19 protein-coding genes are annotated in these 23197 nt (G+C 69.0%); 8 read left to right on the top strand and 11 right to left on the bottom strand.

Annotated elements, in window-relative coordinates; all coding sequences use genetic code 11:
• Positions 1-10: 10 nt before the first annotated feature.
• Together WFH00_RS04230 and clpX are read left to right on the top strand one after the other, a co-directional pair.
• Complete coding sequence (locus WFH00_RS04230; RefSeq protein ID WP_336659383.1) at positions 11-682, top strand: ATP-dependent Clp protease proteolytic subunit; 672 nt, start codon at positions 11-13, stop codon at positions 680-682.
• A gap of 113 nt (positions 683-795) precedes the next feature.
• Complete coding sequence (clpX, locus tag WFH00_RS04225) at positions 796-2067, top strand: ATP-dependent Clp protease ATP-binding subunit ClpX (protein WP_336659382.1); 1272 nt, start codon at positions 796-798, stop codon at positions 2065-2067.
• Between the two features lie 17 nt (positions 2068-2084).
• Here clpX and WFH00_RS04220 read toward each other — a convergent pair whose 3' ends face one another.
• From WFH00_RS04220 to WFH00_RS04185, 8 genes are all read right to left on the bottom strand, one after another.
• Entirely contained in the window at positions 2085-2687 is a 603-nt protein-coding gene (locus WFH00_RS04220) for a histidine phosphatase family protein (protein WP_336659381.1), read from the bottom strand.
• Between the two features lie 4 nt (positions 2688-2691).
• Entirely contained in the window at positions 2692-3303 is a 612-nt protein-coding gene (locus WFH00_RS04215; protein ID WP_336659379.1) for a hypothetical protein, read from the bottom strand.
• A gap of 7 nt (positions 3304-3310) precedes the next feature.
• A complete protein-coding gene (locus WFH00_RS04210; protein ID WP_336659377.1) occupies positions 3311-3616 on the bottom strand; it encodes a Fe-S oxidoreductase in 306 nt (101 codons plus the stop codon).
• Between the two features lies 1 nt (position 3617).
• On the bottom strand, positions 3618-6218 hold the full coding sequence (gene valS / locus WFH00_RS04205; RefSeq protein WP_336659376.1) for a valine--tRNA ligase: 2601 nt from the start codon (positions 6216-6218) through the stop codon (positions 3618-3620).
• A gap of 125 nt (positions 6219-6343) precedes the next feature.
• Positions 6344-6868, bottom strand: a complete 525-nt coding sequence (locus WFH00_RS04200; RefSeq protein WP_336659375.1) for a GyrI-like domain-containing protein — start codon at positions 6866-6868, stop codon at positions 6344-6346.
• A 113-nt stretch (positions 6869-6981) separates the two neighbouring features.
• Complete coding sequence (locus WFH00_RS04195) at positions 6982-7896, bottom strand: glycine betaine ABC transporter substrate-binding protein (RefSeq protein ID WP_336659374.1); 915 nt, start codon at positions 7894-7896, stop codon at positions 6982-6984.
• A 114-nt stretch (positions 7897-8010) separates the two neighbouring features.
• Positions 8011-8931 carry an ABC transporter permease gene (locus tag WFH00_RS04190; protein WP_336659373.1) on the bottom strand — a complete coding sequence of 307 codons (921 nt, stop codon included), beginning with the start codon at positions 8929-8931 and terminating at the stop codon, positions 8011-8013.
• 2 nt (positions 8932-8933) lie between these two features.
• Positions 8934-10268 (bottom strand): quaternary amine ABC transporter ATP-binding protein, encoded by a 1335-nt coding sequence (locus tag WFH00_RS04185; protein WP_336659371.1) that lies wholly within the window; start codon positions 10266-10268, stop codon positions 8934-8936.
• A 707-nt stretch (positions 10269-10975) separates the two neighbouring features.
• On the opposite strand from WFH00_RS04185, the gene ileS reads away from it, so the two are divergent.
• The 5 genes from ileS (at position 10976) to WFH00_RS04160 (ending at position 18069) form a co-directional block, all read left to right on the top strand.
• Positions 10976-14500, top strand: coding sequence for an isoleucine--tRNA ligase (gene ileS, locus WFH00_RS04180; RefSeq protein WP_336659370.1), 3525 nt, complete (start codon positions 10976-10978; stop codon positions 14498-14500).
• Positions 14497-15858 carry a bifunctional folylpolyglutamate synthase/dihydrofolate synthase gene (locus tag WFH00_RS04175; RefSeq protein WP_336659369.1) on the top strand — a complete coding sequence of 454 codons (1362 nt, stop codon included), beginning with the start codon at positions 14497-14499 and terminating at the stop codon, positions 15856-15858. The genes ileS and WFH00_RS04175 overlap by 4 nt, the downstream gene beginning before the upstream one ends.
• Positions 15855-16337 carry a DUF4233 domain-containing protein gene (locus tag WFH00_RS04170; protein WP_336659368.1) on the top strand — a complete coding sequence of 161 codons (483 nt, stop codon included), beginning with the start codon at positions 15855-15857 and terminating at the stop codon, positions 16335-16337. The genes WFH00_RS04175 and WFH00_RS04170 overlap by 4 nt, the downstream gene beginning before the upstream one ends.
• 66 nt (positions 16338-16403) lie before the next feature.
• Entirely contained in the window at positions 16404-16820 is a 417-nt protein-coding gene (gene ndk, locus WFH00_RS04165; RefSeq protein WP_336659367.1) for a nucleoside-diphosphate kinase, read from the top strand.
• Between the two features lie 37 nt (positions 16821-16857).
• A complete protein-coding gene (locus WFH00_RS04160) occupies positions 16858-18069 on the top strand; it encodes a winged helix-turn-helix domain-containing protein (RefSeq protein WP_336659366.1) in 1212 nt (403 codons plus the stop codon).
• 239 nt (positions 18070-18308) lie between these two features.
• On the opposite strand, the gene WFH00_RS04155 is transcribed toward WFH00_RS04160, so the two are convergent.
• The gene (locus tag WFH00_RS04155) at positions 18309-19502 is read right to left on the bottom strand and encodes a serine hydrolase domain-containing protein (RefSeq protein ID WP_336659364.1); all 1194 of its coding nucleotides are present in this window, start codon (positions 19500-19502) and stop codon (positions 18309-18311) included.
• A 112-nt stretch (positions 19503-19614) separates the two neighbouring features.
• Here WFH00_RS04155 and uvrB point away from each other — a divergent pair, with 112 nt between their 5' ends.
• A complete protein-coding gene (gene uvrB, locus WFH00_RS04150) occupies positions 19615-21708 on the top strand; it encodes an excinuclease ABC subunit UvrB (protein WP_336659363.1) in 2094 nt (697 codons plus the stop codon).
• Between the two features lie 146 nt (positions 21709-21854).
• On the opposite strand, the gene WFH00_RS04145 is transcribed toward uvrB, so the two are convergent.
• Both WFH00_RS04145 and WFH00_RS04140 read right to left on the bottom strand, forming a co-directional pair.
• Positions 21855-22547 (bottom strand): hypothetical protein, encoded by a 693-nt coding sequence (locus WFH00_RS04145; RefSeq protein ID WP_336659362.1) that lies wholly within the window; start codon positions 22545-22547, stop codon positions 21855-21857.
• Positions 22544-23182 (bottom strand): hypothetical protein, encoded by a 639-nt coding sequence (locus tag WFH00_RS04140; protein WP_336659361.1) that lies wholly within the window; start codon positions 23180-23182, stop codon positions 22544-22546. The genes WFH00_RS04145 and WFH00_RS04140 overlap by 4 nt, the downstream gene beginning before the upstream one ends.
• Between the last annotated feature and the right edge of the window lie 15 nt (positions 23183-23197).

Below are 23197 nucleotides of genomic sequence, written 5' to 3'. Positions count from 1 at the left end.
AATCGATTCGATGAATACCTCATTCATGCCGCAGTCCGGCGGGCAGAGCCTGCAGATGCCCGATTCCCGCTACGTGCTGCCCTCCTTCGAGGAGCGCACCGCCTACGGATACAAGCGCCAGGATCCCTACGCGAAGCTCTTCGAGGATCGCATCATCTTCCTCGGTGTGCAGGTCGATGACGCGTCCGCGGACGACGTGATGGCCCAGCTCCTCGTGCTCGAGAGCCAGGATCCCGAGCGCGACATCACGATGTACATCAACTCGCCCGGTGGATCGTTCACGGCGATGACCGCGATCTACGACACGATGCAGTACATCCGCCCGCACGTGCAGACGGTGTGCCTCGGCCAGGCGGCCTCGGCTGCGGCCGTGCTGCTCGCGGGTGGAACGCCCGGCAAGCGCCTCGCGCTCCCGAACGCGCGCGTGCTGATCCACCAGCCGTCGACCGGTCAGGCGGGCCACGGCCAGGCCTCGGACATCGAGATCCAAGCGCGTGAGATCCTCCGCATGCGGGAGTGGCTCGAGGAGACGCTCTCGAAGCACTCGAAGCGGAGCATCGAGGAAGTGAATCGCGACATCGATCGCGATAAGATCCTGAGCGCGCAGGAAGCCTTCGAGTACGGGCTCGTCGATCAGGTGTTGACGAGCCGGAAGAACCCGCAGCCCGTTCTTCCTCAGTAATCGTTCGGAGCCCCGGGGCCACCTCGGGGCTCCGGCGTGCCGCCCATCAATGTCGGAGGCTCCCGCTAGTCTCGTAAACACCGGATCAGACCGAGTAGGTGAAGGAGCTCCGCATGGCGAAGATCGGCGAAAGCAGTGAACTGCTGAAGTGCTCATTCTGCGGAAAATCGCAGAAGCAGGTTCAGCAGCTCATTGCCGGTCCGCAGATCTACATCTGCGATGAATGCGTTGCGCTGTGCAATGAGATCATCGAAGAGCGCCTCGCCGAGCACCAGACCACCGAGAGCTCCGACTTCACGCTGCACAAGCCGCGTGAGATCGCCGACTTCCTCGACCAATACGTGATCGGGCAAGACCGAGCGAAGCAGTCGCTCGCGGTCGCTGTGTACAACCACTACAAGCGCGTACGTGCGTTGTCGTCGCTCGCGAGCGCAGAGGTGGCGTCCGAGCAGGTCGAGATCGCGAAGTCGAACATCCTGCTGATCGGCCCGACCGGCTGCGGCAAGACGTATCTCGCCCAGTCGCTGGCGCGACAGCTCGGCGTGCCCTTCGCGGTGGCCGACGCGACCGCGTTGACCGAGGCTGGGTACGTGGGCGAAGACGTCGAGAACATCCTGCTGAAGCTCCTCCAGGCCGCCGACTTCGACGTGCAGCGAGCCGAGACCGGCATCATCTACATCGACGAGATCGACAAGATCTCGCGCAAGGCCGAGAACCCCTCGATTACGCGTGACGTTTCGGGCGAGGGCGTGCAGCAGGCGCTGCTCAAGATCCTCGAGGGCACGGTTGCGTCGATTCCGCCGCAGGGCGGGCGCAAGCACCCGAACCAGGAGTTCATCCAGCTCGACACCACGAACATTCTGTTCATCGTCGCCGGCGCGTTCGCGGGTCTCGAAGAGATCATCGGCTCGCGCCTCGGCAAGGGCGGCATCGGCTTCGGGGCACCCGTGTCGAGCAAGCGCAACGACGACCAGCTCTTCGCGCAGGTCCAGCCTGAAGATCTGCACAAGTTCGGGCTGATCCCGGAGTTCATCGGGCGTCTGCCAGTCGTCGCGACGGTCGACCCGCTTGACGTCGAGGCCCTCACGCGCATTCTGACCGAGCCGAAGAACGCGCTCGTGAAGCAGTACCAGCGCATGTTCGAGCTCGACGGCGTCAGCCTCGAGTTCGAGGATGCGGCCCTCGAGGCGATCGCAGATCAGGCGGTGGAGCGGAAGACGGGCGCACGCGGTCTGCGTGCGATCCTCGAGGGGATCCTCGGGCCGGTCATGTTCGAGGTACCCTCCGACGGGGACATCACCAAGGTCATCGTGACCCGCGAGTCGGTAACGGGGGAAGCGACGCCGCGCGTGCTGCAGGCGCGTGGAGGCCGCGAGAGCGCGTAAGCGCGTAGTCCTGGCACCTACGCGCTCGGAGGAGCCGCCTCAGCACCGCTCAGCGACCACGGCGCACCCTCGAACTGCTCGATGCGCCACCCGCCGTCGGAATCGCGCTCAAGCTCGGCAACGCCGACGTTCGGGATCCGCGGCACACTCTGCACCTCGACGCCCGCGAGGTGCGCCAGCAGGTGTCTGATGAACGAGCCGTGGGAGACCGCGATAACGCGCTGCCCCGGGAAGCGCGAGGCGATCGCCGCGAGTGCGCGTTCTCCGCGCACCGCCGTCTCGTCGGGGTGCTCCATCTCGGGGTAGACGCGCGTCGGCCACCGATCGCGAGCCTCGTCGGGCGAGAGCCCCTCAGCGTGCCCGAACGAACGCTCCACGAGACCTTCGCACGGCACCACCTCGGATATTCCGAGCTGCTGCGCGAGCAGTTCCGCGGTGCTCGCCGCGCGCGCGAGCGGGCTCGTCACGACGGCGTGCCACGGCCCCTGCAGCGAGAGCCGCGCAGCGAGCTCGAGAGCCTGGCCCCGCCCGGTCGCATTCAACGCCGTGTCGGTGCGGCCCTGCATGCGGCCCGCGAGGTTCCAGTCCGTCTGGCCGTGGCGGATCAGCGCGACACGCATAGGCTCAACCCGCGACGGCAAGGTCGTAGCTCAACAGCACCGTGCCATCGTCCTGGGGGATGAGCAGGGCGTCGGCGACAAGTCCGTTCCCGCGGTAGGCCGTCGAGACGCTCCCGTCGTCGCCGGCTTCCGACGACTCTGCAACAAGACCGCTCTGCGCCGCGACTGCTTGCCACACGGAGTCACCGGTAGCGCGGTCAGGAGCACGGAACACGATGAACCATTCGGTCTCGGAGCGCTCACCAGCGTCGTCCACGACGGCGCCCGAGGGGATCACGAAGCGGTCGCTCGGGAACGACTCCGGCACCTCCGCCGACTTTCCGTCGCCCCCGCCCGGCACACCGGTTTCCTCCCAGCTCTTGCTCCCGCCGTTTCCGTCTTTCCCGGCGGTTGCATGGGCGTTCGCATCGGCGCTATCAGCTCCTGCGTCAGGATCCGCCTGTGCACTCGATGCGTCCGCGCTGCCTTCCGCCGTCGAAGAAGTCTTCCCGTCCGAGCCCGCGCCGCCGTCTGCTGCGGGCTCGGGCGCACAGGCCGTCAGCGATGCCAGAAGGATCGCTCCAGCCGCGGCAGCAGCGCACCCGCGCAAGGCGGGGTGAGTTTTCCACACGTTCATCGTCTCCTCAACTCAGCCAATCGTCGTCGTCCGCGTCATCAGCACCCGCGTCGCCCGGCTGATCCGCGGGGCCGCCAGAGCCCGGCGCCCCGGGCTTCGCGCCAACCGAGCCGCTCAGCACGTGCCCGAGAGCATCAACGCCCACGTATGCAACGTCGTCGAGCTCGCAGCGCGGACGCCCCTCGAGCCATGTCAGCGTCCAGGAGTCGCTCTTGGGGTGGGCAAGCTCCTGCTCCGCGATTGCACCGTGCAGCAGCACGGGCACGCTCCGGTGCGGCGGATCGCCCACGCGCCAGCGCGCCCCCAACTGCATCTCAAGACTCCGCGGGAGCGAGCTCGATCTCGGCGACGCGCACGCGCGCGCCCTCCTCGCTCAGCTCGGCAAAGTTCAGCGACACGATCCGTCCGACAGCCGCGAGATCCGCGCCCGCCGATTCGAGACGCGCTCGATCCGCCTCGGACGCCTCGATCACCGCGAGCGAGACCGGAGTCTTCTGCGAGGCCTTCGCTGCGGTCTTCGCGCCGCGGATACCCACGAGCGCCTCTCCGACGAGATCGAGCAGCCCCGCGTCCGCGCCGTCACCGGCGAGCAGCGAAGCCTCCGCCGCCTCAGGCCACGCGGCGCGATGCACCGAGCCCTCGCCGAACCACGACCACACCTCCTCTGTCGCAAAGGGGAGGAAGGGCGCGAGCAGGCGCACGAACACCGAGAGCGCGGCGCGCAGCGCGGTAACGGCGGAGGCCTGCCCGGCTCCGTCAGCCACCGAGCCGTGTGCGCGCTCCTTGACGAGCTCGAGGTAGTCGTCGCAGAAGGTCCAGAAGTACGACTCGGTCAGCTCGAGCGCGCGAGCGTGGTCGTAGCGCTCGAAGGCGCGCGTCGCGTCCTCGATCACGGTCGCCAGGCCAGCGAGCATCGAGCGGTCGAGCGGCTCCGTCACTTCACCGGCGCCCGAGGCGTCGAACGAGAGCGTAAACTTCGCGGCGTTGAGCAGCTTGATGGCGAGTCGGCGGCCGATCTTGATCTGGGTCGGGTTCTGCGGGTCGAACGCGGCGTCCGTGCCGAGCTTCGCCGAAGCCGCCCAGTAGCGCACCGCGTCGGAGCCGTGCTGCGCGAGCATGCCGGCGGGCGTCACCACATTGCCCTTCGACTTCGACATCTTCTTGCGATCCGGGTCGAGGATCCAGCCCGAGATGCCCGCGTTCTTCCACGGCAGCTGCCCGCTCTCGAGCTCCGAGCGCAGCAGCGTCGAGAAGAGCCAGGTGCGGATGATGTCCTGGCCCTGCGGGCGGAGATCGTAGGGGTACACGAGATCGAAGAGTTCGGGGTCGCGCTCCCAGCCGCCCGCGAGCTGCGGCGTCAGCGACGAGGTCGCCCAGGTGTCCATGACGTCGACCTCGCCCTGGAAGCCGCCCGGCACGCCGCGCTGCTCGGCGGTGTATCCGGCCGGCACGTCGCTCGAGGGGTCGACGGGGAGCTGATCCTCAGAGGGCAGGATCGGCTGATCGAACACGGGGTTGCCGTCCGCATCGAGCGGATACCAGACGGGGATCGGCACGCCGAAGAAGCGCTGGCGCGAGATGAGCCAGTCGCCCGACAGCCCCTCGACCCAGTTCTCGTAGCGCACGCGCATGAAGTCGGGATGGAAGGCGAGCTCCTTGCCGTGCGCGAGCAGACGCCCTCGCAGCTCCTCGTCGCGCGCGCCGTTCACGATGTACCACTGGCGGGTAGAGACGATCTCGAGGGGCTTGTCGCCCTTCTCGAAGAACTTCACGGGGTGGGTGATCTTGCGGATCTCGCCGACGAGTTCGCCCGAGGCCTGCAGCGCCTCGACGACTGCCGCCTTCGCGCTGAAGACGGTCTTGCCCGCGATCGCGGCGAAGGCCTCGCGGCCCGCCTCGCTCGTGATCGCCTCGGGCGCCTCCGAGATCACGCGCCCATCGAAGCCGAGGATCGCGCGATTCGGCAGGTTGAGCTCGCGCCACCACACGACGTCGGTGACGTCGCCGAAGGTGCAGATCATCGCGATGCCGGTGCCCTTGTCCTGCTGCGCGAGGTGGTGGGCGACGATCGGCACCTCCACGTCGAAGAGCGGGGTGCGCACGGTCGTGCCGAAGAGCGGCTGGTAGCGCTCATCGTCGGGGTGCGCAACGAGGGCGACGCACGCTGCGAGCAGTTCGGGGCGCGTGGTGTCGATGAGGATGTCGCCCGAGCCGTCCGACTTGTGGAACGCGAGCGTGTGGTACGCGCTCGGTTGATCGCGATCCTCGAGCTCCGCCTGCGCCACCGCCGTGCGGAACGTCACGTCCCACAGCGTCGGCGCCTGCGCCTGGTACGCCTCGCCGCGCTCGACGTTGCGCATGAAGGCGAGCTGAGATGCGCGCAGCGACTCCGCGCCGATCGTGCGGTAGCTCTGCTTCCAGTCGACCGAGAGGCCGAGCGTGCGCCACAGGTCCTCGAACTGGCGCTCGTCCTCCTCGGTGAGACGCTCGCACAGCTCGATGAAGTTGCGGCGGGAGATGGGCTGCTGATCCGCCGCCTTGATGCTCTTGCCGTCACCGCCCTCGTGCGGGGGAACGAAGCCCTCCTCGTAGGGGAGCGAGGGGTCGCAGCGCACGCCGTAGTAGTTCTGCACGCGACGCTCGGTCGGGAGCCCGTTGTCGTCCCAGCCCATCGGGTAGAACACGCGCTTGCCGCGCATGCGCTGGAAGCGGGCGACCGTGTCGGTGTGCGTGTACGAGAAGACGTGACCGACGTGCAGCGAGCCCGAGGCGGTCGGCGGAGGGGTGTCGATGCTGTAGACGTCCCCGCGATCCGCACCCGCGCGGTCGAAAGCGTAGGTGCCCTGCTCTTCCCAGAGCGGGCCCCACTTGGCTTCGAGACCTTCGAGTGCCGGCTTGTCGGGGATCGCGCTCATGCGTGGGGCTCCGCTTCTCGGCCCGCAGCGCGCGGAACCGGGTCTCGATGTGGACGGCACCGCGTGATCGTGCGCTGGTGAGCGGCGCACTGGTGCCTGATGGTGTGCGCCCAGTTTACCGGGCGTCAGCGGGGCGCGAGGGGCACGCCCAGCAGCGTTTCGTTGCCCGCGGGGTCGCCTCCCGGCACAGGCTCCGTCAGGTACTGCTCCCACGCGAGTTCGCCCGGGGTCTCGCCGCGCTCGACGATCCACGCGTAAAGCCGTTCGTACCCTGCGGCAATGCCTGCGTAGTCGCCCCTGACCAACAGGGTCGCGGTGCGCGCGGCAGGGAGGGTCTCGCTCGTAACGGAGGCATCGCTGACCCCATCGGTCACGGCGAGGGGGCGAGGGATCGGCACGGCCGCCGAGAGGTCGATCCCCGCGGGACCGGGAGCGCCGTGCACCACGCCCATGGGAGGGGCAGCCGGGCTGATGCCGAGTCGCTGGAGCTCCGCGAAGATGGCCGAGTAGCCCCGGTCGTAGAGCTCGGGGATGCGGTCCATAGGCACGATCTCGCGGACGACGGCGAGGTGGATCTCGGGGCGTTCCACAATCTCGGGTTCCGCGGGGGCGGTCGATGCGGTGGCGGGCTCGGTTGGGCGTTCGGTCACGGGGACCTCCTCGGCGCTCTGAAGTGGGGCTATGCCCAGGGTACGCGCGCGGCCTCCCGCACGACAGAGGCCGCCTTCCTAACAGGAAGAGCGGCCTCGTGCGTGACGCGTGCTTACTCTCTGAGCATTCCGTCGAACGCGTCCGGGTTCTCCTTGACGAACGCGTCGACCGCGGCCTCGACGTCGGCCTCGTTGCGGTCCGGATCCTCGGTCACGAGCGCCTCGAGCGCACCGAACGACTCGTCCGACAGCTTGATCTTCGAAATCAGGTCAGCGGCCTCCGGGAACTCGTCGGTGAAGCCGTCCTTCGCGAGCTCGTTGAGCGTCTCGGGCTTACCCATCGCGCCCTTCGGGTCCTCGAGGTCCTTCACGTTGTACTCCGAGTGGCCCCAGAACGGCGTCCACAGCGTGACGACGATGTCCTCTTCGTTCTCGATCGCGTCATCGAGCGTCGCGAGCATGGCCGCGGTCGACGAGGTGGCGAGGCTGTACTCACCGTCGAGCCCGTACTCGGGCATCATGCTGTCCTGCGTCACGCCGGTGAGACCCGCACCGGGCTCGATGCCGATGATCTTGCCGTCGAAGCGATCCGCCTGGCCCTTGAGGTCCTCGATCGAGTTCACGTCGTCCATGTACTCGGGCACCGAGATCGTGAGCACGGCGCCATCGTAGTAGGCGGTCAGATCCTCGAGATCCTCGCCGACCTGCTCCATGTACTTCTTGTGGGTGACCTGCGGCCACGCCGACGGGAAGACGTCGAAGTCGCCCTCCGAGAGGCCCGCGTAGAGCACGCCGGCGTCCGAGAACTCCTCGACCTCGACCTCGTAGCCGAGCTTCTCGAGCTGATCCTTGGTGAGGTAGGTGAGCGCCTCGCCGTCGGTCCAGCCGGTGACGTAGCCGAGGGTGATGGTGCCGCCGGCCTCGCCGTCCGAGCCTGAGTCGCTGCCGCTGTCGCCCGAGCAGCCGGTGAGTGCGAGGCTGGCAGCAGCTCCGAGCGCGATGATTCCGGAGAGGTGTCGCTTCTTCATACTGTTTCCTTTCGTTCCCGCGCGGGGGAGCACGGGGGATTCTGGATGGGTTGTGGGGTGCGGACGCTGGGAGCGTCAGCCGCGGCGTCCGTTAAGTCCGTCGAGAGCAGCGGATCACGCGGCAGCGCGCGCTGCGCCCCGCCGCTTCTTCAGCGTGCCGATCAGCGAGCTCTTGTACTCGGCCGGGTTGCCGAGCGCCGCGGTGACGCGATCGAGGAAGACCGCGACGATCACGACTGAGAGGCCCGCTTCGACGCCCTGCGAGATGTTCAGCGTGTTGATCGCCTGCACGACCTCCTTGCCGAGGCCGTCGGCGCCGGCCATGCCCGCGACGACCGCCATCGATAGCGCGAGCATGATGACCTGGTTGATGCCGGCCATGATGGTCGGGGTCGCGAGGGGCAGCTGGATTCCGCGGAGGATCCGGCCGGGTGTCGCGCCGAACGCCTGCCCCGCCTCGACGGTCTCGGAGTCGACGCCGCGGATCCCGAGCTCGGTGAAGCGGACGCCCGGGGCGAGCGAGAACAGCACCGTCGCGAAGACGCCGGGCACGAAGCCGATGCCGAAGAACAGCACCGCGGGAATCAGGTAGACGAAGGAGGGCATCGTCTGCATGAAGTCGAGCACGGGCTTGATCGCGGCGCTGAACGCGTCGTTTCGAGCGGCGAGAATGCCGAGCGGAATGGCGATGAGGATCGCGATGACGGCGGCGACGAGCACGAGCGCGAGCGTGAGCATCGCATTCTCCCACTGACCCATGCTGTAGACGAGCAGCAGCGTGATGACCGTTCCGAGGGCCAGCTGCCACGAGCGCACGAGCCAGCCGACGAGCGCGAACACGACGATGAGCACGCCGAACGGGACCGCGAGGAGCCCGTCGCCCAGACCGTCGACGAGGAAGCCAATGACGAGCGCGACGAAGTCGAGCAGCCACTCGAACACGTCTTTGAACCAGTCGAGTGCCGCGTCTGCCCAGTCGCCGACCGGAATCGGGAAGCCGTCTGCGAACCAGTCGCCGATAGATGCGGGGCGCATGATCACGGGCGCACCTCCGTTCCATTCTCAGAGACGTTTCCGACCGCATCGCCGCCGCCACCGTGGTGTTCGCCGAGGGTCTCGGTGATCATTGCCGCCGGCACGGTCGGCGTCGGCTCGATCACCGGGATCTCCGTGGTGACCGTCGGCAGGTCGGTCAGCGCCGCCAGCAGGGTGACGCGCGGCACGACGCCGATGAGGCGATCCTGCTCGTCGACGACCGCCACCGGCAGTGGGCTCTCGACCGCGAGCTCGAACAGCTCGGAGATGAGCTGGTCGGGGCGCACGATCGACGGCGTCGGGCGCAGCCGCTCGGTGACGTCGGTGCCGCCCTCGCGGACCTGGCGCAGCACGTCGCGATCGCGCACGACGCCGAGGAGCTTCCGCGATCCGCTGGTCACGAAGCAGGCGGACGTCTGCAGATCGCGCATCGTGCGCAGCGCTGTGCGCGGGCCGGCGCTCGCGGGTACGACCGAGCGCGGCGGTTCCATGACGTCGCCCGCAGTGAGCACGCGGGCGCGGTCGACGTCCTGCACGAACTGCGCGACGTAATCGTTCGCGGGGTCGGTCAGGATATCGTTGGGAGTGCCGACCTGCACAATGCGGCCGTCGCGCATCACGGCGATGCGATCCCCGAGGAACATGGCCTCGTTGAGGTCGTGCGTGATGAAGACGATGGTCTTGTTCAGCTCCTGCTGCAGCTCGACGAGCTGCTCCTGCATCTCTCGGCGGATCAGCGGATCGAGCGCGGAGAACGCCTCGTCCATGAGCAGCACATCGGTGTCTGCGGCGAAGGCGCGCGCGATGCCGACGCGCTGCTGCATGCCGCCGGAGAGTTCACCGGGGAGGTGATTTTCCCACCCCGAAAGACCAACGCGCTCGAGCCAGTGGCGGGCTCGAGCGCGGCGCTCGTCCTGGCCGACGCCCTGGAGCTCGAGTCCGTAGGCGATGTTGTCGAGCACCGAGCGGTGGGGGAGCAGTGCGAAGTGCTGGAAGACCATCGACATGCGGTCGCGGCGCAGCGCGCGAAGATCGGGCCCGCTCAGGCCGACGACCTCGGTACCGAACACCGAGATGGAGCCGGCCGTCGTCTCGTTCAGCCCGTTGAGCATGCGGATCAGCGTCGACTTGCCGGAGCCCGACAGCCCCATGACGACGAAGATCTCGCCCGGCTTGACGGTGAAGCTCGCGTCGATCACCGCGGCGGTGCCCTGCGCACGCACGGCGTCGCGCGTCTCGCCCTTGCGAAGCCGCTTCACGACCTCCTTCGGGCGTCGCCCGAAGACCTTGAAGGCGTGAGACACCTCGATTGCGGGCCCATCAGTAGTACCTGTCACATTCAACTCCTCGATTGTTGGCACGACAGCATCGGGGCACGCCGGATCGATCCGAGAGCGGGCCAGTTTTTGGGCGTGTCTCGGTCGGCGGCCCCTCGATCGAGCCAGTTGCATATTGCGGAAACGTTGGCCGCACTCGACCTCCGCCGCCCCGGGCACCGAATTTCGGCAGAACTCACCCGAGTCAGAGCAGAAGGAATGGCACGCGGCCTGCCTCAACGCTGTGTGCGACGCTAACAACGTTCGGCGTGTCACTGCAAGGCTCGGCGCAGCGCGACACGCCCGGGATACGTCGTTTTACAGCGGCTGATCTGGGCTTTTGCATAATCACCATCGTTACCCGTTCGTTACGGGAGTGGCGGATCGACCACCGTTGAGCGCTTCGCGCCTGCCCCTGGACCAGCCCCGCAACCCGCCAGCACCCTGCGGTAAGCTGGTCAGAACGACTGTGAACCGGCCATCACCGGGGAGTCTTCGGAAGAACCGCGTCGCTTCCCCCGCTCGCCGGGAGCAGCTCGCTCAGTAGAACCGAACGGGTACGGCCCGTCATAGCCAAATGAAGCGGCCGACGGGTTCCCGAGCACTCGGGAGAACCGGCGGCAAGCGGGGTGGTACCGCGGGGTGACGGATCGCGATCCGTGTCTCGTCCCGGCAGAGAGAACGCAGCGCAACAGCCAGCACACCTGTCCGACTCCGAGAAGGAACCCATGCCGTACCCCCAGCAGTCCACGGGCACCCAGTCCACGAACGCCGCCGCCTCCGCGGCTGACGCCGCCGCGAGCGAGCAGTCCGCCGGCGCGTCCCCCGCGAGCGGCGCCGCGTTCGGCGTTTCGCCTTCGCCGAAGTTTCCCGAGATCGAGCAGCGCGTGCTCGCATTCTGGGCTGAGGACGACACGTTCCGCGAGTCGATCCGCCAGCGCGAAAGCGCAGATGAGTGGGTCTTCAACGACGGACCGCCCTTCGCGAACGGTCTGCCGCACTACGGGCACCTCCTCACGGGCTACGCCAAAGACGTGTTCCCGCGGTTCCAGACGATGCGCGGCAAGAAGGTGGAGCGCCGCTTCGGCTGGGACACGCACGGCCTGCCCGCCGAGCTCGAGGCCATGAAGCAGCTCGGCATCACCGAGAAGTCCCAGATCGAGGAGATGGGCGTCGCGGCGTTCAACGGCAAGGCTCGCGCCTCGGTGCTGCAATACACGCGCGAGTGGGAGGACTACGTCACCCGCCAGGCGCGCTGGGTCGACTTCGAGCACGGCTACAAGACGCTCGACCTCTCTTACATGGAGAGCGTGATCTGGGCGTTCAAGAAACTCTACGATCAGGGGCTCGCGTACGAGGGATCGCGGATCCTGCCGTACTGCTGGCGCGACGAGACCCCGCTCTCGAACCACGAGCTGCGCATGGACGACGATGTCTATCAGATGCGGCAGGATCCCTCGGTCACGGTCGCCTTCCCCTTCACGGGCGACCGCGCCGACGAGCTGGACCTCGCCGGCGTGCGCGCGCTCGCTTGGACGACGACGCCTTGGACGCTGCCGACGAACGCTGCGCTCGCGGTCGGCCCCGAGATCACCTACGCGATCGTCCCCGCCGGACCCGCGGGCGCGGGCGACGGGGGAGCCGAGGGTGCCGCGCGGTACCTCCTCGCGCAGGATCTCGTCGGCGCGCACGCGAAGGACCTCGGTTACGCGTCGGCCGACGAGGCCATCGCCGCGGTCGCCCGCACGGTGCTCGGCACCGAACTGCTCGGCGTGCGCTATGAGCCGCTGTTCGATTATTTCACCGACGCCGAGACCTGGGGAACAGAGGCGTGCTGGCAGGTGCTCGTCGACGACTACGTTTCGACGACCGACGGTACGGGCCTCGTGCATCAGTCGCCCGCCTACGGCGAGGACGACTACCGCATCACTTCCGCCGCGGGCATGCCCACGATCGTGAGCGTCGACGAGGGCGGCCGCTTCATCTCGGCCGTCACTGACGTCGCCGGGCAGCTCTGGATGGACGCGAACCGACCCCTGATCCGCCTCGTCCGCGAGCGCGGCCGCCTGCTCCGTGAGCAGAGCTACGAGCACTCGTACCCGCACTGCTGGCGCTGCCGAAACCCGCTTATCTACAAGGCGGTCTCCAGCTGGTTCGTGCGCGTCACGGACATCAAGGAGCGCATGCTCGAGACCAACGAGCAGATCACCTGGGTGCCCGAGAACGTGAAGCACGGGCAGTTCGGCAAGTGGCTCGAGGGAGCGCGCGACTGGTCGATCAGCCGCAACCGCTACTGGGGCAGCCCGATCCCGGTGTGGAAGAGCGACGACCCCGAGTACCCGCGCGTCGACGTGTACGGCTCGGTCGCGGAGCTCGAGGCCGACTTCGGCGAGCTGCCGCGTAACGCCGACGGCGAAATCGACCTGCACCGCCCCTACATCGACCAGCTGACGCGGCCGAACCCCGATGATCCGACCGGCCGCTCGACCATGCGCCGCATCGAGGACGTGCTCGACGTGTGGTTCGATTCGGGCTCGATGCCGTTCGCGCAGGCGCACTACCCGTTCGAGAACCAGGAGTGGTTCGACACGCACCAGCCCGCCGATTTCATCGTCGAGTACATCGGGCAGACGCGCGGGTGGTTCTACGTGCAGCACGTGCTCGCAACCGCGCTCTTCGACCGCCCGGCATTCAAGAACGTCATCAGCCACGGCATCGTGCTCGGCTCCGACGGCAACAAGATGTCGAAGTCGCTGCGCAACTACCCCGATGTGAACGAGGTGTTCGATCGCGACGGCTCCGACGCAATGCGCTGGTTCCTCATGGCGTCGCCCGTCGTGCGCGGCGGCAACCTCATCGTCACCGAGGAGGGCATCCGCGAGGGTGTGCGGCAGTTCATCCTGCCGCTCTGGAGCACGTGGTACTTCTTCTCCCTCTACGCGAACGCCGACGGGCTCGAGGCGGTGCGCCGCACCGACTCGAGCGATCCGCTCGATCGCTACATTCTCGCGAAGACCGGGCGTCTCGTGCGCGAGGTCGAGGCGCATCTCGAGGCGCTCGACACGACCTCCGCGGCCGATGCGCTGCGCGGCTACGCCGAGGTGCTCACGAACTGGTACGTGCGGCGCTCGCGCGACCGCTTCTGGGAGGGCGTCGCTGGCGGTGAGGACGGCCGGGGCAAGCCCGAGAACCGTCAGGCCTTCGACACCCTTTACACCGTGCTCGAGACCGTGGCGCGCGTCGCCGCACCGCTCGCGCCGCTCGTCACTGAGGAGCTGTGGCGCGGGCTCGGCTACACCGGCGGCCTGAGCGAAGGGCGCTCGGTGCACCTCGAGGACTGGCCCGACGCGTCCGAGTTCCCGTCCGACGACGTGCTCGTCGATGCGATGGACGAGATCCGCCAGATCACCTCGCAGGCGCTCGCGCTGCGCAAGAGCCGCGGTCTCCGCGTGCGCCTCCCGCTCGCTGAGCTGACGGTCGTCGCCGAGCACCCGGCCGCGCTCGAGCCGTTCGTGGACATCCTCCGCGAGGAGCTCAACGTGAAGTCGGTACGCTTCGTGCAGCAGACCCCCACGAGCGCCGAGGAGCACGGGGTCGTGCAGACGCTCGCCGTTAACGCGCGCGCTGCCGGCCCGCGACTCGGCAAGCAGGTGCAGCTTGCGATCAAGGCCGCGAAGTCGGGCGACTGGGCCGAGGAGAACGGTGTGGTGATCGCGGGCGGCATCTCGCTCGAGCCGCACGAGTACGAGCTCACGTTGCGAGCGGGGGCTTCCGACGACGCCGACGGAGGGCCGGCGCTCGCGCTGCTGCCCGGCGGCGGATTCGCGCTGCTCGACACCGTCACGACTCCGGAGCTCGAGGCCGAGGGCGTCGCTCGCGACGCGATCCGCGCCGTGCAGGAGGCCCGCAAGAACGCCGGGCTCGACGTGAGCGACCGGATCGTGCTCGCGATCAATGCCGAGCCCGCGCACGCCGCGGCGCTCGAGGCGCATGCGTCACTCATCGCCGCCGAAACCCTCGCCGAGGGCTTCGCGGTGCAGGAGGCGATCGGGATCGACGCGATCGTCGACGACCTGTACTCGCCCGGCAACGGGGTGCACGTCACGGCGGCGCGGGCGATCGGCGTGGAGAAGACGCCCATCGTCATCACGATCGACGCGACCGAGTCGGCCTCGACGCTGGGGCGCCGCGATGCGGAGCTGCAGGGCGCTCGCGCGCAGGACGCCGGCTCGCGTGCGGGAGGCGCCAAATGAGCGGCGGGCCGTTCGAGGACGCCGCGGCCGAGCGGGTCTACGCCGAGCTGCTCGAGCGCGTCGGCGAGGCGAACCCTCGGCCGCGCATCGACCCCGTCCGTCGCCTCGCCGAGCTCGCGGGGTCTCCGCAGCTCTCGTACCCCGTGATCCAGGTCGCGGGCACGAACGGCAAGACCTCGACGAGCCGCGCGATCGCCTCGCTGCTGCAGGCGCACGGGCTCCGCACGGGCCTCTTCACGAGCCCGCACCTCGTCGATTTCACCGAGCGCTTCCAGCTCGACGGTGAACCGGTCGACAGCGCCGTGCTCGGCTCGGCCTGGGACGAGCTGAAGCTTCCGCTCGAGGTGGTGGACGCCGAGCTGGAGGCCGCGGGCCACGGGCGGATCACCTTCTTCGAGGCGCTCGCCGTGCTCGCGTTCGCGGTCTTCGCGGACGCCCCGGTGGAGGTCGCCGTCATCGAGGTCGGCATGGGCGGCGAGTGGGACGCGACGAACATCGTCGACGCCCAGGTCGCCGTCTTCACCCCGATAGGGCTCGATCACACCGCGATTCTCGGCCACGACATCGCGACGATCGCGCGCACGAAGGCCGGCATCATCAAGGACGGCGCGACCGTCGTCACGGCGGAGCAGGACGCGGACGCCCTCGCGGAGATCGCGGACGCTGCGGCGCGGCACGGAGCCGAGGTCCGGGTGCAGGGCCGGGACTTCGCGCTGCTCGAGGATCGTCTCGCGGTCGGCGGCCGTCAGATCGAAATGATCGGCCTGTCGCGGCAGTCGTACGATCCCATCTTCGTGCCCCTCTTCGGTCGGCACCAGTCGGAGAACGCGGTGCTCGCGGTCGCGGCGGTCGAGGCCTTTTTCGGGGCGGATCGACCACTCCCCGGCGAGGTGCTCGACTCCGGGTTCGGATCCCTCACCTCACCCGGCCGCCTGCAGCTCATCGGCACCGATCCGATCGTCTACGTGGATGCGGCCCACAACCCGCACGGGGCGGCGGCACTCGTCGACGCGGTGACGGAGTCCTTCTCGTTCGCCGAGCTTGCGGTTGTCGTCGGCGTCCTCGCCGACAAGGACGCCGCGGGGCTCCTGGCGGCGCTCGCGCCGATCGCGCACCGCGTCACGGTGACCCCGGTCGATTCACCGCGCAGCACGCCGAGCTCTGACCTTCGCGCGCTCGCGGAGGAGGAGATTCCGGCGACACCCGTGGAAGTCGCGGAGTCGCTGCCCGAAGCGCTCGACGAGGCGCGCGCGTGGGCCGCGCGCGCCGAAGGGCGCGCCGTGCTCGTCGTGGGCTCGGTGCTCCTCGCGGGCGAGGCCATCGCGTTCGCGCGCGCCGAGGGTTGGAGCGCCGCATGAGCGCGTCGACGCCCGCACCGGGCTCCCCCGAGGGGCAGCCCGGCGATCCCGAACTGGTCCTGTCGCCGTCTGAAACCGCGGCCCACAATTCCGCGATGCGCATCGCCAGCGGGCGCGGCGCCGCCGCCTCCACGCAGAAGGCCCTCGCCTCGATCGTGCTCGGCTTCGAGCTGTTCATCGTCGTGCTCATCGGTCTCACCCTGTTCGGGCTCAGCACGCTCGAGCCGCGTGAGCTCGGTCTGTACCTGGGCGGCGGGCTCGCGGTCGTGATCCTCGTCGGGCTCGCTGCGATGCGCCGCGGCCGCGCGGGCATCATCATCGGGTGGATCGTGCACGCGCTCATGCTGCTCATCGCCATCGTGCTCCCGATGTCTCTCATCGTCAGCGTGCTGTTCACGGCGCTCTGGGTGTACTGCATGGTGCGCGGCGCGCGGATCGACCGCGATCGGGCAGCGTGGATGGCCGCCCAGGGCGACTGACCCCACTCGCTAGACTCAAGCAGGGGTGAAACGCACCCCGTCGACTTTGGTATTGAAGGAGCGTGCATGTCCGCTGAAGAAACCCTCATCCTGGTGAAGCCCGACGGCGTGGCCCGCGGCCTCACAGGGGAGATCCTGCGTCGCATCGAGGCGAAGGGCTACACCATCGCCGACCTGCGCATGGTGCGGGCAGATCGCGAGCTGCTCGCAGCGCACTACGCCGAGCACGAGGGCAAGCCCTTCTACGAGCCGCTCATCGAGTTCATGAGCTCGGGCCCCGTCGTCGCCGTGCGCGCGCAGGGCGAGCGCGTCATTGAGGGCTTCCGCTCGCTCGCGGGTGCGACGGATCCGACGACCGCGGCGCCCGGAACGATCCGCGGCGACCTGGGCCGCGACTGGGGTCTCAAGGTGCAGCAGAACCTGGTGCACGGCAGCGATTCGACGCTCTCGGCGGAGCGCGAGCTCGGCCTCTGGTTCGCCTGACGCCGAGCTGATCCGCTAGCCCATCGCTTCGCGCACCGTGGAGTCCCTGAGCCTGGCCGAGGCGGGCCGCGTCGCCCTCGCCGCTCAGGGCTTCACGAACGCGCCGAAGCTCAGGCGCCGGCGTCCGTTCGACGCCGCGCTCGACGCGCTGCATGTTCTCCAAATCGACTCGGTGAACGTGTTCGCCCGCAGCCACTACCTTCCGGTGTTCTCGCGGCACGGTGCATATGACGCGGAGGCGCTCGATCGGCACCTCTGGCAGAGCGGTGAGTTCACCGAGTACTGGGCGCACGAGGCGGCGTTCATTCCCGTCTGCGATCGCCCGCTCTTCGCCTGGCGCATGGACGAGTACGGCGAGCGCTACCGGCGCGACGGCCGCGTCGAGGCGCTCTCGCCGACGCTCGATCACGTGCGCAGCGCCCTCGCAACCGGCGGGCCGCAGTTCGTGCGTGAGCTCGAGCTCGGCCCGCGCGGTGCCCGCGGCCCGTGGTGGGACTGGAGCGACACGAAGCGCGCAGTCGAGATGCTCTTCGCGTGGGGCGAGGTGGTGGCCGCGGAGCGTGTCGGGTTCCAGCGCCGTTACGCGCTCGCGGAGCACGTGCTCCCGGCTCCCGCGCTGGAGCGGTTCGAGCGCGCCGATGCGCAGCGGCAGCTCGTGGAGCGCGCGGCCCGATCACTCGGCGTCGCCACGCTCGCGGACCTCGCCGACTACCACCGCTTGAAGTCGGCCGACGCGCGGGTGGCCGTGAGCGCGCTCGAGGAGGAGGGCGTGCTGATCCCGGTGCGAGTGAGCGGCTGGGGGAGCGCCGAGCGCCCCGAACCGGCCTGGCTGCACCGCGACGCCCGCGTGCCCGCCCGGCTCGCCCCCGACGCTCTGCTCACGCCGTTCGACCCGGTCGTCTGGTTCCGGCCGCGCGCCGAGCGCCTCTTCGACTTCCACTACCGCATCGAGATCTACACCCCGCGCGAGCAGCGGCGGTACGGGTACTACTGCCTCCCGCTCATGGTCGGTGGCCGGCTCGCGGGCCGCATCGATCTCAAGGCCGAGCGGCCTCGGCGGGCGGCGGATCGCGGCGCCCTGCTCGTGCAGGCCGCCTGGCAGGAGGATCGCGCGCCCGCACGCACCGGTGCGGCCGCCGTCGCGCTGCTCGCTCGGGCCGCCGCGTGGCAGGGGCTCGACGAGGTGCGCGTGTCGGGCGCGGGGAATCTACCGCTCCCGGAGCGCTTCGACGCGGCGCCGCGGGGCTGAGCGGCCCGCGTGGCCCGCGCGGCATGGCCCACCGTGTGGCCCGCGCAGCGTGATCCGCCCGCGCAGCGCGATCCGCCCGCGCCCTTTAGACAGTGGATAACTCCTCAGACGGACGATTTCCCCCGAAACGACCCGTTTCACCGGCTTTGCACTGTCTGACGGGCGCGGACTCCGCGTCGCCTCGCCGCAGAACCCTCCACTCGCATGCGGTGTGCGCTGAAGAGACCGCGCGCGGCGCGCTACTCGGCGAGCAGCGGCAGCAGTTCGGTGAAGAGCGCCGCGGGGAGGTCGGGGTCCTCGCCCGTGCCGTTCACGAGGATCGCCACGACGTCTGCGCTTTCGGGCTCGTACATGACTAGGGCTTGGAACCCGAGTCCGTTGCCGGTGTGGCCGATCCACCCCTCGATCTCGCCCATTGCGAAGCCGTACCGGTCGTACTCGGGGCTCTGCGGGTCGTCGTCGATCGAACCGAACTGCTCGAGCCGCTCCTGCTGCGTCGTCTCTTCGAGGAGCTCACCGGAGCCCAGCGCGCGCCCCCAGGTGGCGAGATCCCGCACATCGCCCGTGAGTCCGCCCGCGGCGCCGAACCAGCCGGGCGCGACCGTGGGGAGTTCCTCGGCCTCGCCGTCTGAGAGCTGAAATCCGGTGGCATCCTGCTCCGCGCTGGTGAAGCCGTAGGCCGCGGAGTCCATGTCGAGGGGGCGCAGGATTCGATCCGCGACCTCCTGCTCCCATGAAGCGCCCGTCACCGCCTCGATCACCTCGCCGAGCAGCAGCGTGTTCGTGTTCGAGTACTCGTACTCCTCGCCCGGGGCGAAGTCGGCGGGCTCGGCGAACGCGAGTTCGAGCAGCTCATCGACCGCGGGCTCGCGGCCGGGATCACTCGTGAGGAGCTCGCCGAGGCCCGGTGACGCCGAATAGTTCGGCAGCCCCGAGCGCATCGTCGCGAGCTCGCGCACCGTGATCCGCTCGCCCCCGGGCACGCCGTCGATATAAGAGCTGACGGGCTCGTCGAGGTCAACGGCTCCTTCCTCAGCGAGCTGCAGGATCACGGTGCCGACGACCGACTTCGTGATGCTGCGGTAGGCGAAGCGCGTGTCGGAGTCGACCGCCCGGCCCGGGCTCGCCTCGCCGATGAGCGCGAGGGTTTCGCCGTCGCTGTCGCCGTCGCCATCGCCGGCATCGATGAGGATCGCGGCGCCCGGAACTCCCGCCTCGTCGAGGGCGGGGGACACGGCATCGACGATCGCGCTCCGACTCGGTGCACCGCCGGCGCCTTCGGTCTTGCTTCCGCCTGCGGTGCCGCTTTCGCTCGGGTCTCCCGCGGCGCAGCCGGCGAGCAGCCCCACTGCCGTCAGCACGCAGAGCAGAGCGCGAGGTGCTGCGTGCGTCGGGCGCTTACGGCACGAGCGGATCGCGTTCATGCGGCTCATCGAACCACACGGGAGCCCCGCGCACCAGTACCCGGGGCCAGAATTATGCCAGGCGCTCCGCCTCCCGCGAACCCGGGCATGAATGTCGGTGGTCCCGAGTACGCTCGAAGACATGGAACCCACGCGCAGCGTTCGCCCATTCGAGGTGGTCAGCGATTACGAGCCGAGCGGCGATCAGCCGAAGGCGATCGAGGAGCTCGCGAAGCGCATCAACGCGGGTGAAACCGACGTCGTGCTGCTCGGCGCCACGGGTACCGGTAAGTCGGCGACGACCGCGTGGCTCATCGAGGCGGTGCAACGGCCGACGCTCGTGCTGGCGCACAACAAGACGCTCGCGGCCCAGCTGGCGAGCGAGTTCCGGCAGCTGCTGCCCAACAACTCGGTCGAATACTTCGTCAGCTACTACGACTACTACCAGCCTGAGGCGTACGTGCCGCAGACAGACACCTTCATCGAGAAGGACTCGTCGGTGAACGCGGAGGTCGAGCGTTTGCGCCACTCGACCACGAACGCACTGCTGAGCCGGCGCGACACCGTCGTGGTCTCGACGGTCTCCTGCATCTACGGCCTCGGCAAGCCCGAGGAGTACTACGAGGCGATGGTGCCGCTCGCGGTCGGCGACCGGCTCGACCGAGACGTGCTGCTGCGCCGCTTCGTCGACATGCAGTACCAGCGCAACGACATCGAGTTCGTGCGCGGCAACTTCCGCGTGCGCGGCGACACCGTCGAGATCATCCCGATGTACGAGGAGCTCGCGGTGCGCATCGAGTTCTTCGGCGACGAGATCGAGGCGCTGTACTACCTGCACCCGGTGACGGGCGACGTGATCAAGCAGGTGGAGACCATCTCGGTGTTCCCGGGCTCGCACTACGTCGCCAGCCGCGACGTGATGCAGCGCGCGATGCACCAGATCTCGCACGAGCTCGACAGCCGCACCCGCGAACTGAAGCAGCAGAACAAGCTCGTCGAGGAGCAGCGGCTGCGCATGCGCACGACCTTCGACCTCGAGATGATGGAGCAGATCGGCTTCTGCTCGGGCATCGAGAACTACTCGATGCACATGGACGGTCGGCACCCGGGCGAGGCGCCGCACTGCCTCCTCGACTATTTCCCCGACGACTTCCTCGTGGTGATCGACGAGTCGCACGTGACGGTGCCGCAGATCGGCGCGATGTACGAGGGTGACGCGTCGCGCAAGCGCACGCTCGTCGAGCACGGCTTCCGCCTGCCGAGTGCGCTCGACAACCGACCGCTGAAGTTCGACGAGTTCAAGCAGCGTGTCGGCCAGACGGTCTACCTCTCGGCGACGCCGGGCTCCTACGAGCTCGAGCGAGCCGACGGTGTGGTGGAGCAAATCATTCGCCCCACCGGGCTCATCGATCCCGAGATCGTCGTGAAGCCGAGCAAGGGCCAGATCGACGACCTGCTCGAGGAGGTGCGGGTGCGCACCGAGCGCGACGAGCGCGTGCTCGTGACGACGCTCACGAAGAAGATGGCGGAGCAGCTGACCACGTTCATGGAGGAGGCGGGCGTTCGCGTGCGCTACCTCCACTCCGACGTCGACACGCTCCGCCGCGTCGAGCTCCTCTCCGAGCTGCGCGCCGGCGTCTACGACGTGCTCATCGGCATCAACCTCCTCCGGGAGGGACTCGACCTCCCCGAAGTCTCGCTCGTCGCGATCCTCGACGCGGATAAGGAGGGCTTCCTACGCTCCAGCACCTCGCTCATCCAGACGATCGGCCGCGCCGCCCGAAACGTGTCGGGCCAGGTGCACATGTACGCCGACACCGAGACGCGCTCGATGCGGCAGGCGATCGAGGAGACGAACCGCCGCCGTGAGATCCAGATCGCGTACAACAAGGAACACGGCATCGATCCGCAGCCGCTGCGCAAGAAGATCGGTGACATCACCGAGATGCTGCAGCGGGAAGCCGCGGATTCCGAAGAGGTGCTGTCGCGTTCGAGCGCGCACGCCCAGCGCGGCAAGGGCGGGTCTCCGCAGCGCGGCAAGGGCAAGGCGGCGGCGCGAGCCGGAGCCATTGCGGGCGAGGGCGCGGCGAAGCTCGAGGAGCTCATCGCGGATCTCACGGACCAGATGCTGGCCGCGGCGGAGGAGCTCAAGTTCGAGCTCGCGGCGCGCCTCCGCGACGAACTCGCAGAGATCAAGCGCGAGTTGCGGAGCATGGATCAGGCCGGGCACCTGTAAGGAGGCGCGCGGTGAGTCAGAGCTAGCGCGGCGCGTTTGAGCCGGCGCAGTCCGTCTGAGCTGTAGCGGCACCTGAGCTGGCGCGGCACCTGAGCGCGGCACGCTGACTCACGGGGCGCTCGAGAGGCGGCGCTCGCGAGACTCGCTCAGAGCACGAGGTAGCTGTAGCGGTCCGCAATCCGATCGATCACGCCGAGGAGCGCGTCGATCCCGAGCGGCAGTAGCATCGTCGGGTGCCGGGGAAGCGCGTCGGCCGCGCCCGCCCAGAGCGCGACCACGCGCGCGCTCGGCACGAGCGACGACGCTGACACGACGCCGTCGAGTTCCGGGTAGCTCGCCGCGATCGCTCGCGCCCAGGCCCGCGAGTGCTCGCGGTCCCCGGAAGATATCGCGGCATTCCCCCCGGCGACCGTCACCCAGTCGCTGTCCGACAGGTCGAGGAGGCGAAGCGGGCGCGTCGTCTCGAACGCGGCGAGCGTGGGGAGCCCGTCGCGGAGGCGGATCATGCGCTGCGCTTGGAACACCTCGAGGAGCGCGGCAGCAAAGGCGCCGCCGACGGCGCTCGGCCGATCAGCCGCCGATTGTGTGTGAGGACCGCGCTCGAGCACGCCGTACATCACCGCGGCATCCTCGTGCTCGCCGACGGGAAGCGGGTGCGGGTCGAAGCGACCGTCGAGCGGCCCGAAGCTGCGGAACTCGTGCCAGGCGGTGGGGTGCGCGCCCCCGGCGCGAAAGATTCGCACGATCATCGCCCGCGCCGGCACCTCTCGCACCCATCGCGGGTCGTCGCCGAGCGCCGGAAGGCGCGCCGGGTCAGGCGGCGGAAGCTCCTCGCTCACGGGAGCCGGTTCAGCGCGTCGTCGACGGCCGCCGCCGCGAGAGCGGGATCGCCTCCCTGCGCCAGCCACTCGAGCGGCGCGAGGTCCTCGTCGTCGACGCGCAACCGCATCGCCGGCGAGGTGAGGGTGCGCTCGATCACGACGAGCGGGACGCCGGCCGGGATCGCCTGGGCGACGTGCGACCAGCCGGGCAACTCGCGACGATCCGGGAACTGGAACGCCGGAAGGAACCACCCGTCGCTGCGTCGCTGCGCAATCAGCGTGCGCGCCGCACAGCGCTGGCGCACCCGCGCGGGCGTGACCCCGATCATCTCGGCGGTCTCGCTGACGGTGTAGCTCTGCTCCGCGAGCTCGTGCTCCCAGAGCCGGCTCCGACGCGTGGCGGGGAGCGACGTCGGCTGACGCAGCTCCTGCTCGGTGACGCCGAGACGCGCCAGCACCTCCGTCTCGGTGGCGGTGAGACCGCGCACGTCAGACTCCTGGTGGGCAATGATGTCGGCGAGCAACTCCTCGGCGACGTCGAGCCGGTCGCTATCGAGCTGCGTGATGAGTGCCGAGAGCCGTGCGTTCGCGGAGCGCTGGCTGTCGTGCTCGCGCCCGTTCGTGGGGCGGGCGGGGAGGTGCGCGATCGACATCGGAAGTCCTTTCAT

Origin of the sequence: Leucobacter sp. USHLN153 (assembly GCF_037145615.1) — a bacterium.
Taxonomy (GTDB): domain Bacteria; phylum Actinomycetota; class Actinomycetes; order Actinomycetales; family Microbacteriaceae; genus Leucobacter.
This window is presented reverse-complemented; position numbering and strand designations above follow the sequence as displayed.

Bases quoted from the DNA above. Each gene is read 5' to 3' on its own strand.
- WFH00_RS04140 (WP_336659361.1), bottom strand. From the start codon at position 23,182: ATGTCGATCGCGCACCTCCCCGCCCGCCCCACGAACGGGCGCGAGCAC.
- clpX (WP_336659382.1), top strand. From the start codon at position 796: ATGGCGAAGATCGGCGAAAGCAGTGAACTGCTGAAGTGCTCATTCTGC.
- WFH00_RS04215 (WP_336659379.1), bottom strand. From the start codon at position 3,303: ATGAACGTGTGGAAAACTCACCCCGCCTTGCGCGGGTGCGCTGCTGCC.
- uvrB (WP_336659363.1), top strand. From the start codon at position 19,615: ATGGAACCCACGCGCAGCGTTCGCCCATTCGAGGTGGTCAGCGATTAC.
- WFH00_RS04220 (WP_336659381.1), bottom strand. From the start codon at position 2,687: ATGCGTGTCGCGCTGATCCGCCACGGCCAGACGGACTGGAACCTCGCG.
- WFH00_RS04155 (WP_336659364.1), bottom strand. From the start codon at position 19,502: ATGAGCCGCATGAACGCGATCCGCTCGTGCCGTAAGCGCCCGACGCAC.
- WFH00_RS04190 (WP_336659373.1), bottom strand. From the start codon at position 8,931: ATGCGCCCCGCATCTATCGGCGACTGGTTCGCAGACGGCTTCCCGATT.
- WFH00_RS04230 (WP_336659383.1), top strand. From the start codon at position 11: ATGAATACCTCATTCATGCCGCAGTCCGGCGGGCAGAGCCTGCAGATG.
- WFH00_RS04175 (WP_336659369.1), top strand. From the start codon at position 14,497: ATGAGCGGCGGGCCGTTCGAGGACGCCGCGGCCGAGCGGGTCTACGCC.
- valS (WP_336659376.1), bottom strand. From the start codon at position 6,218: ATGAGCGCGATCCCCGACAAGCCGGCACTCGAAGGTCTCGAAGCCAAG.
- WFH00_RS04195 (WP_336659374.1), bottom strand. From the start codon at position 7,896: ATGAAGAAGCGACACCTCTCCGGAATCATCGCGCTCGGAGCTGCTGCC.
- WFH00_RS04170 (WP_336659368.1), top strand. From the start codon at position 15,855: ATGAGCGCGTCGACGCCCGCACCGGGCTCCCCCGAGGGGCAGCCCGGC.
- ileS (WP_336659370.1), top strand. From the start codon at position 10,976: ATGCCGTACCCCCAGCAGTCCACGGGCACCCAGTCCACGAACGCCGCC.
- ndk (WP_336659367.1), top strand. From the start codon at position 16,404: ATGTCCGCTGAAGAAACCCTCATCCTGGTGAAGCCCGACGGCGTGGCC.
- WFH00_RS04210 (WP_336659377.1), bottom strand. From the start codon at position 3,616: ATGCAGTTGGGGGCGCGCTGGCGCGTGGGCGATCCGCCGCACCGGAGC.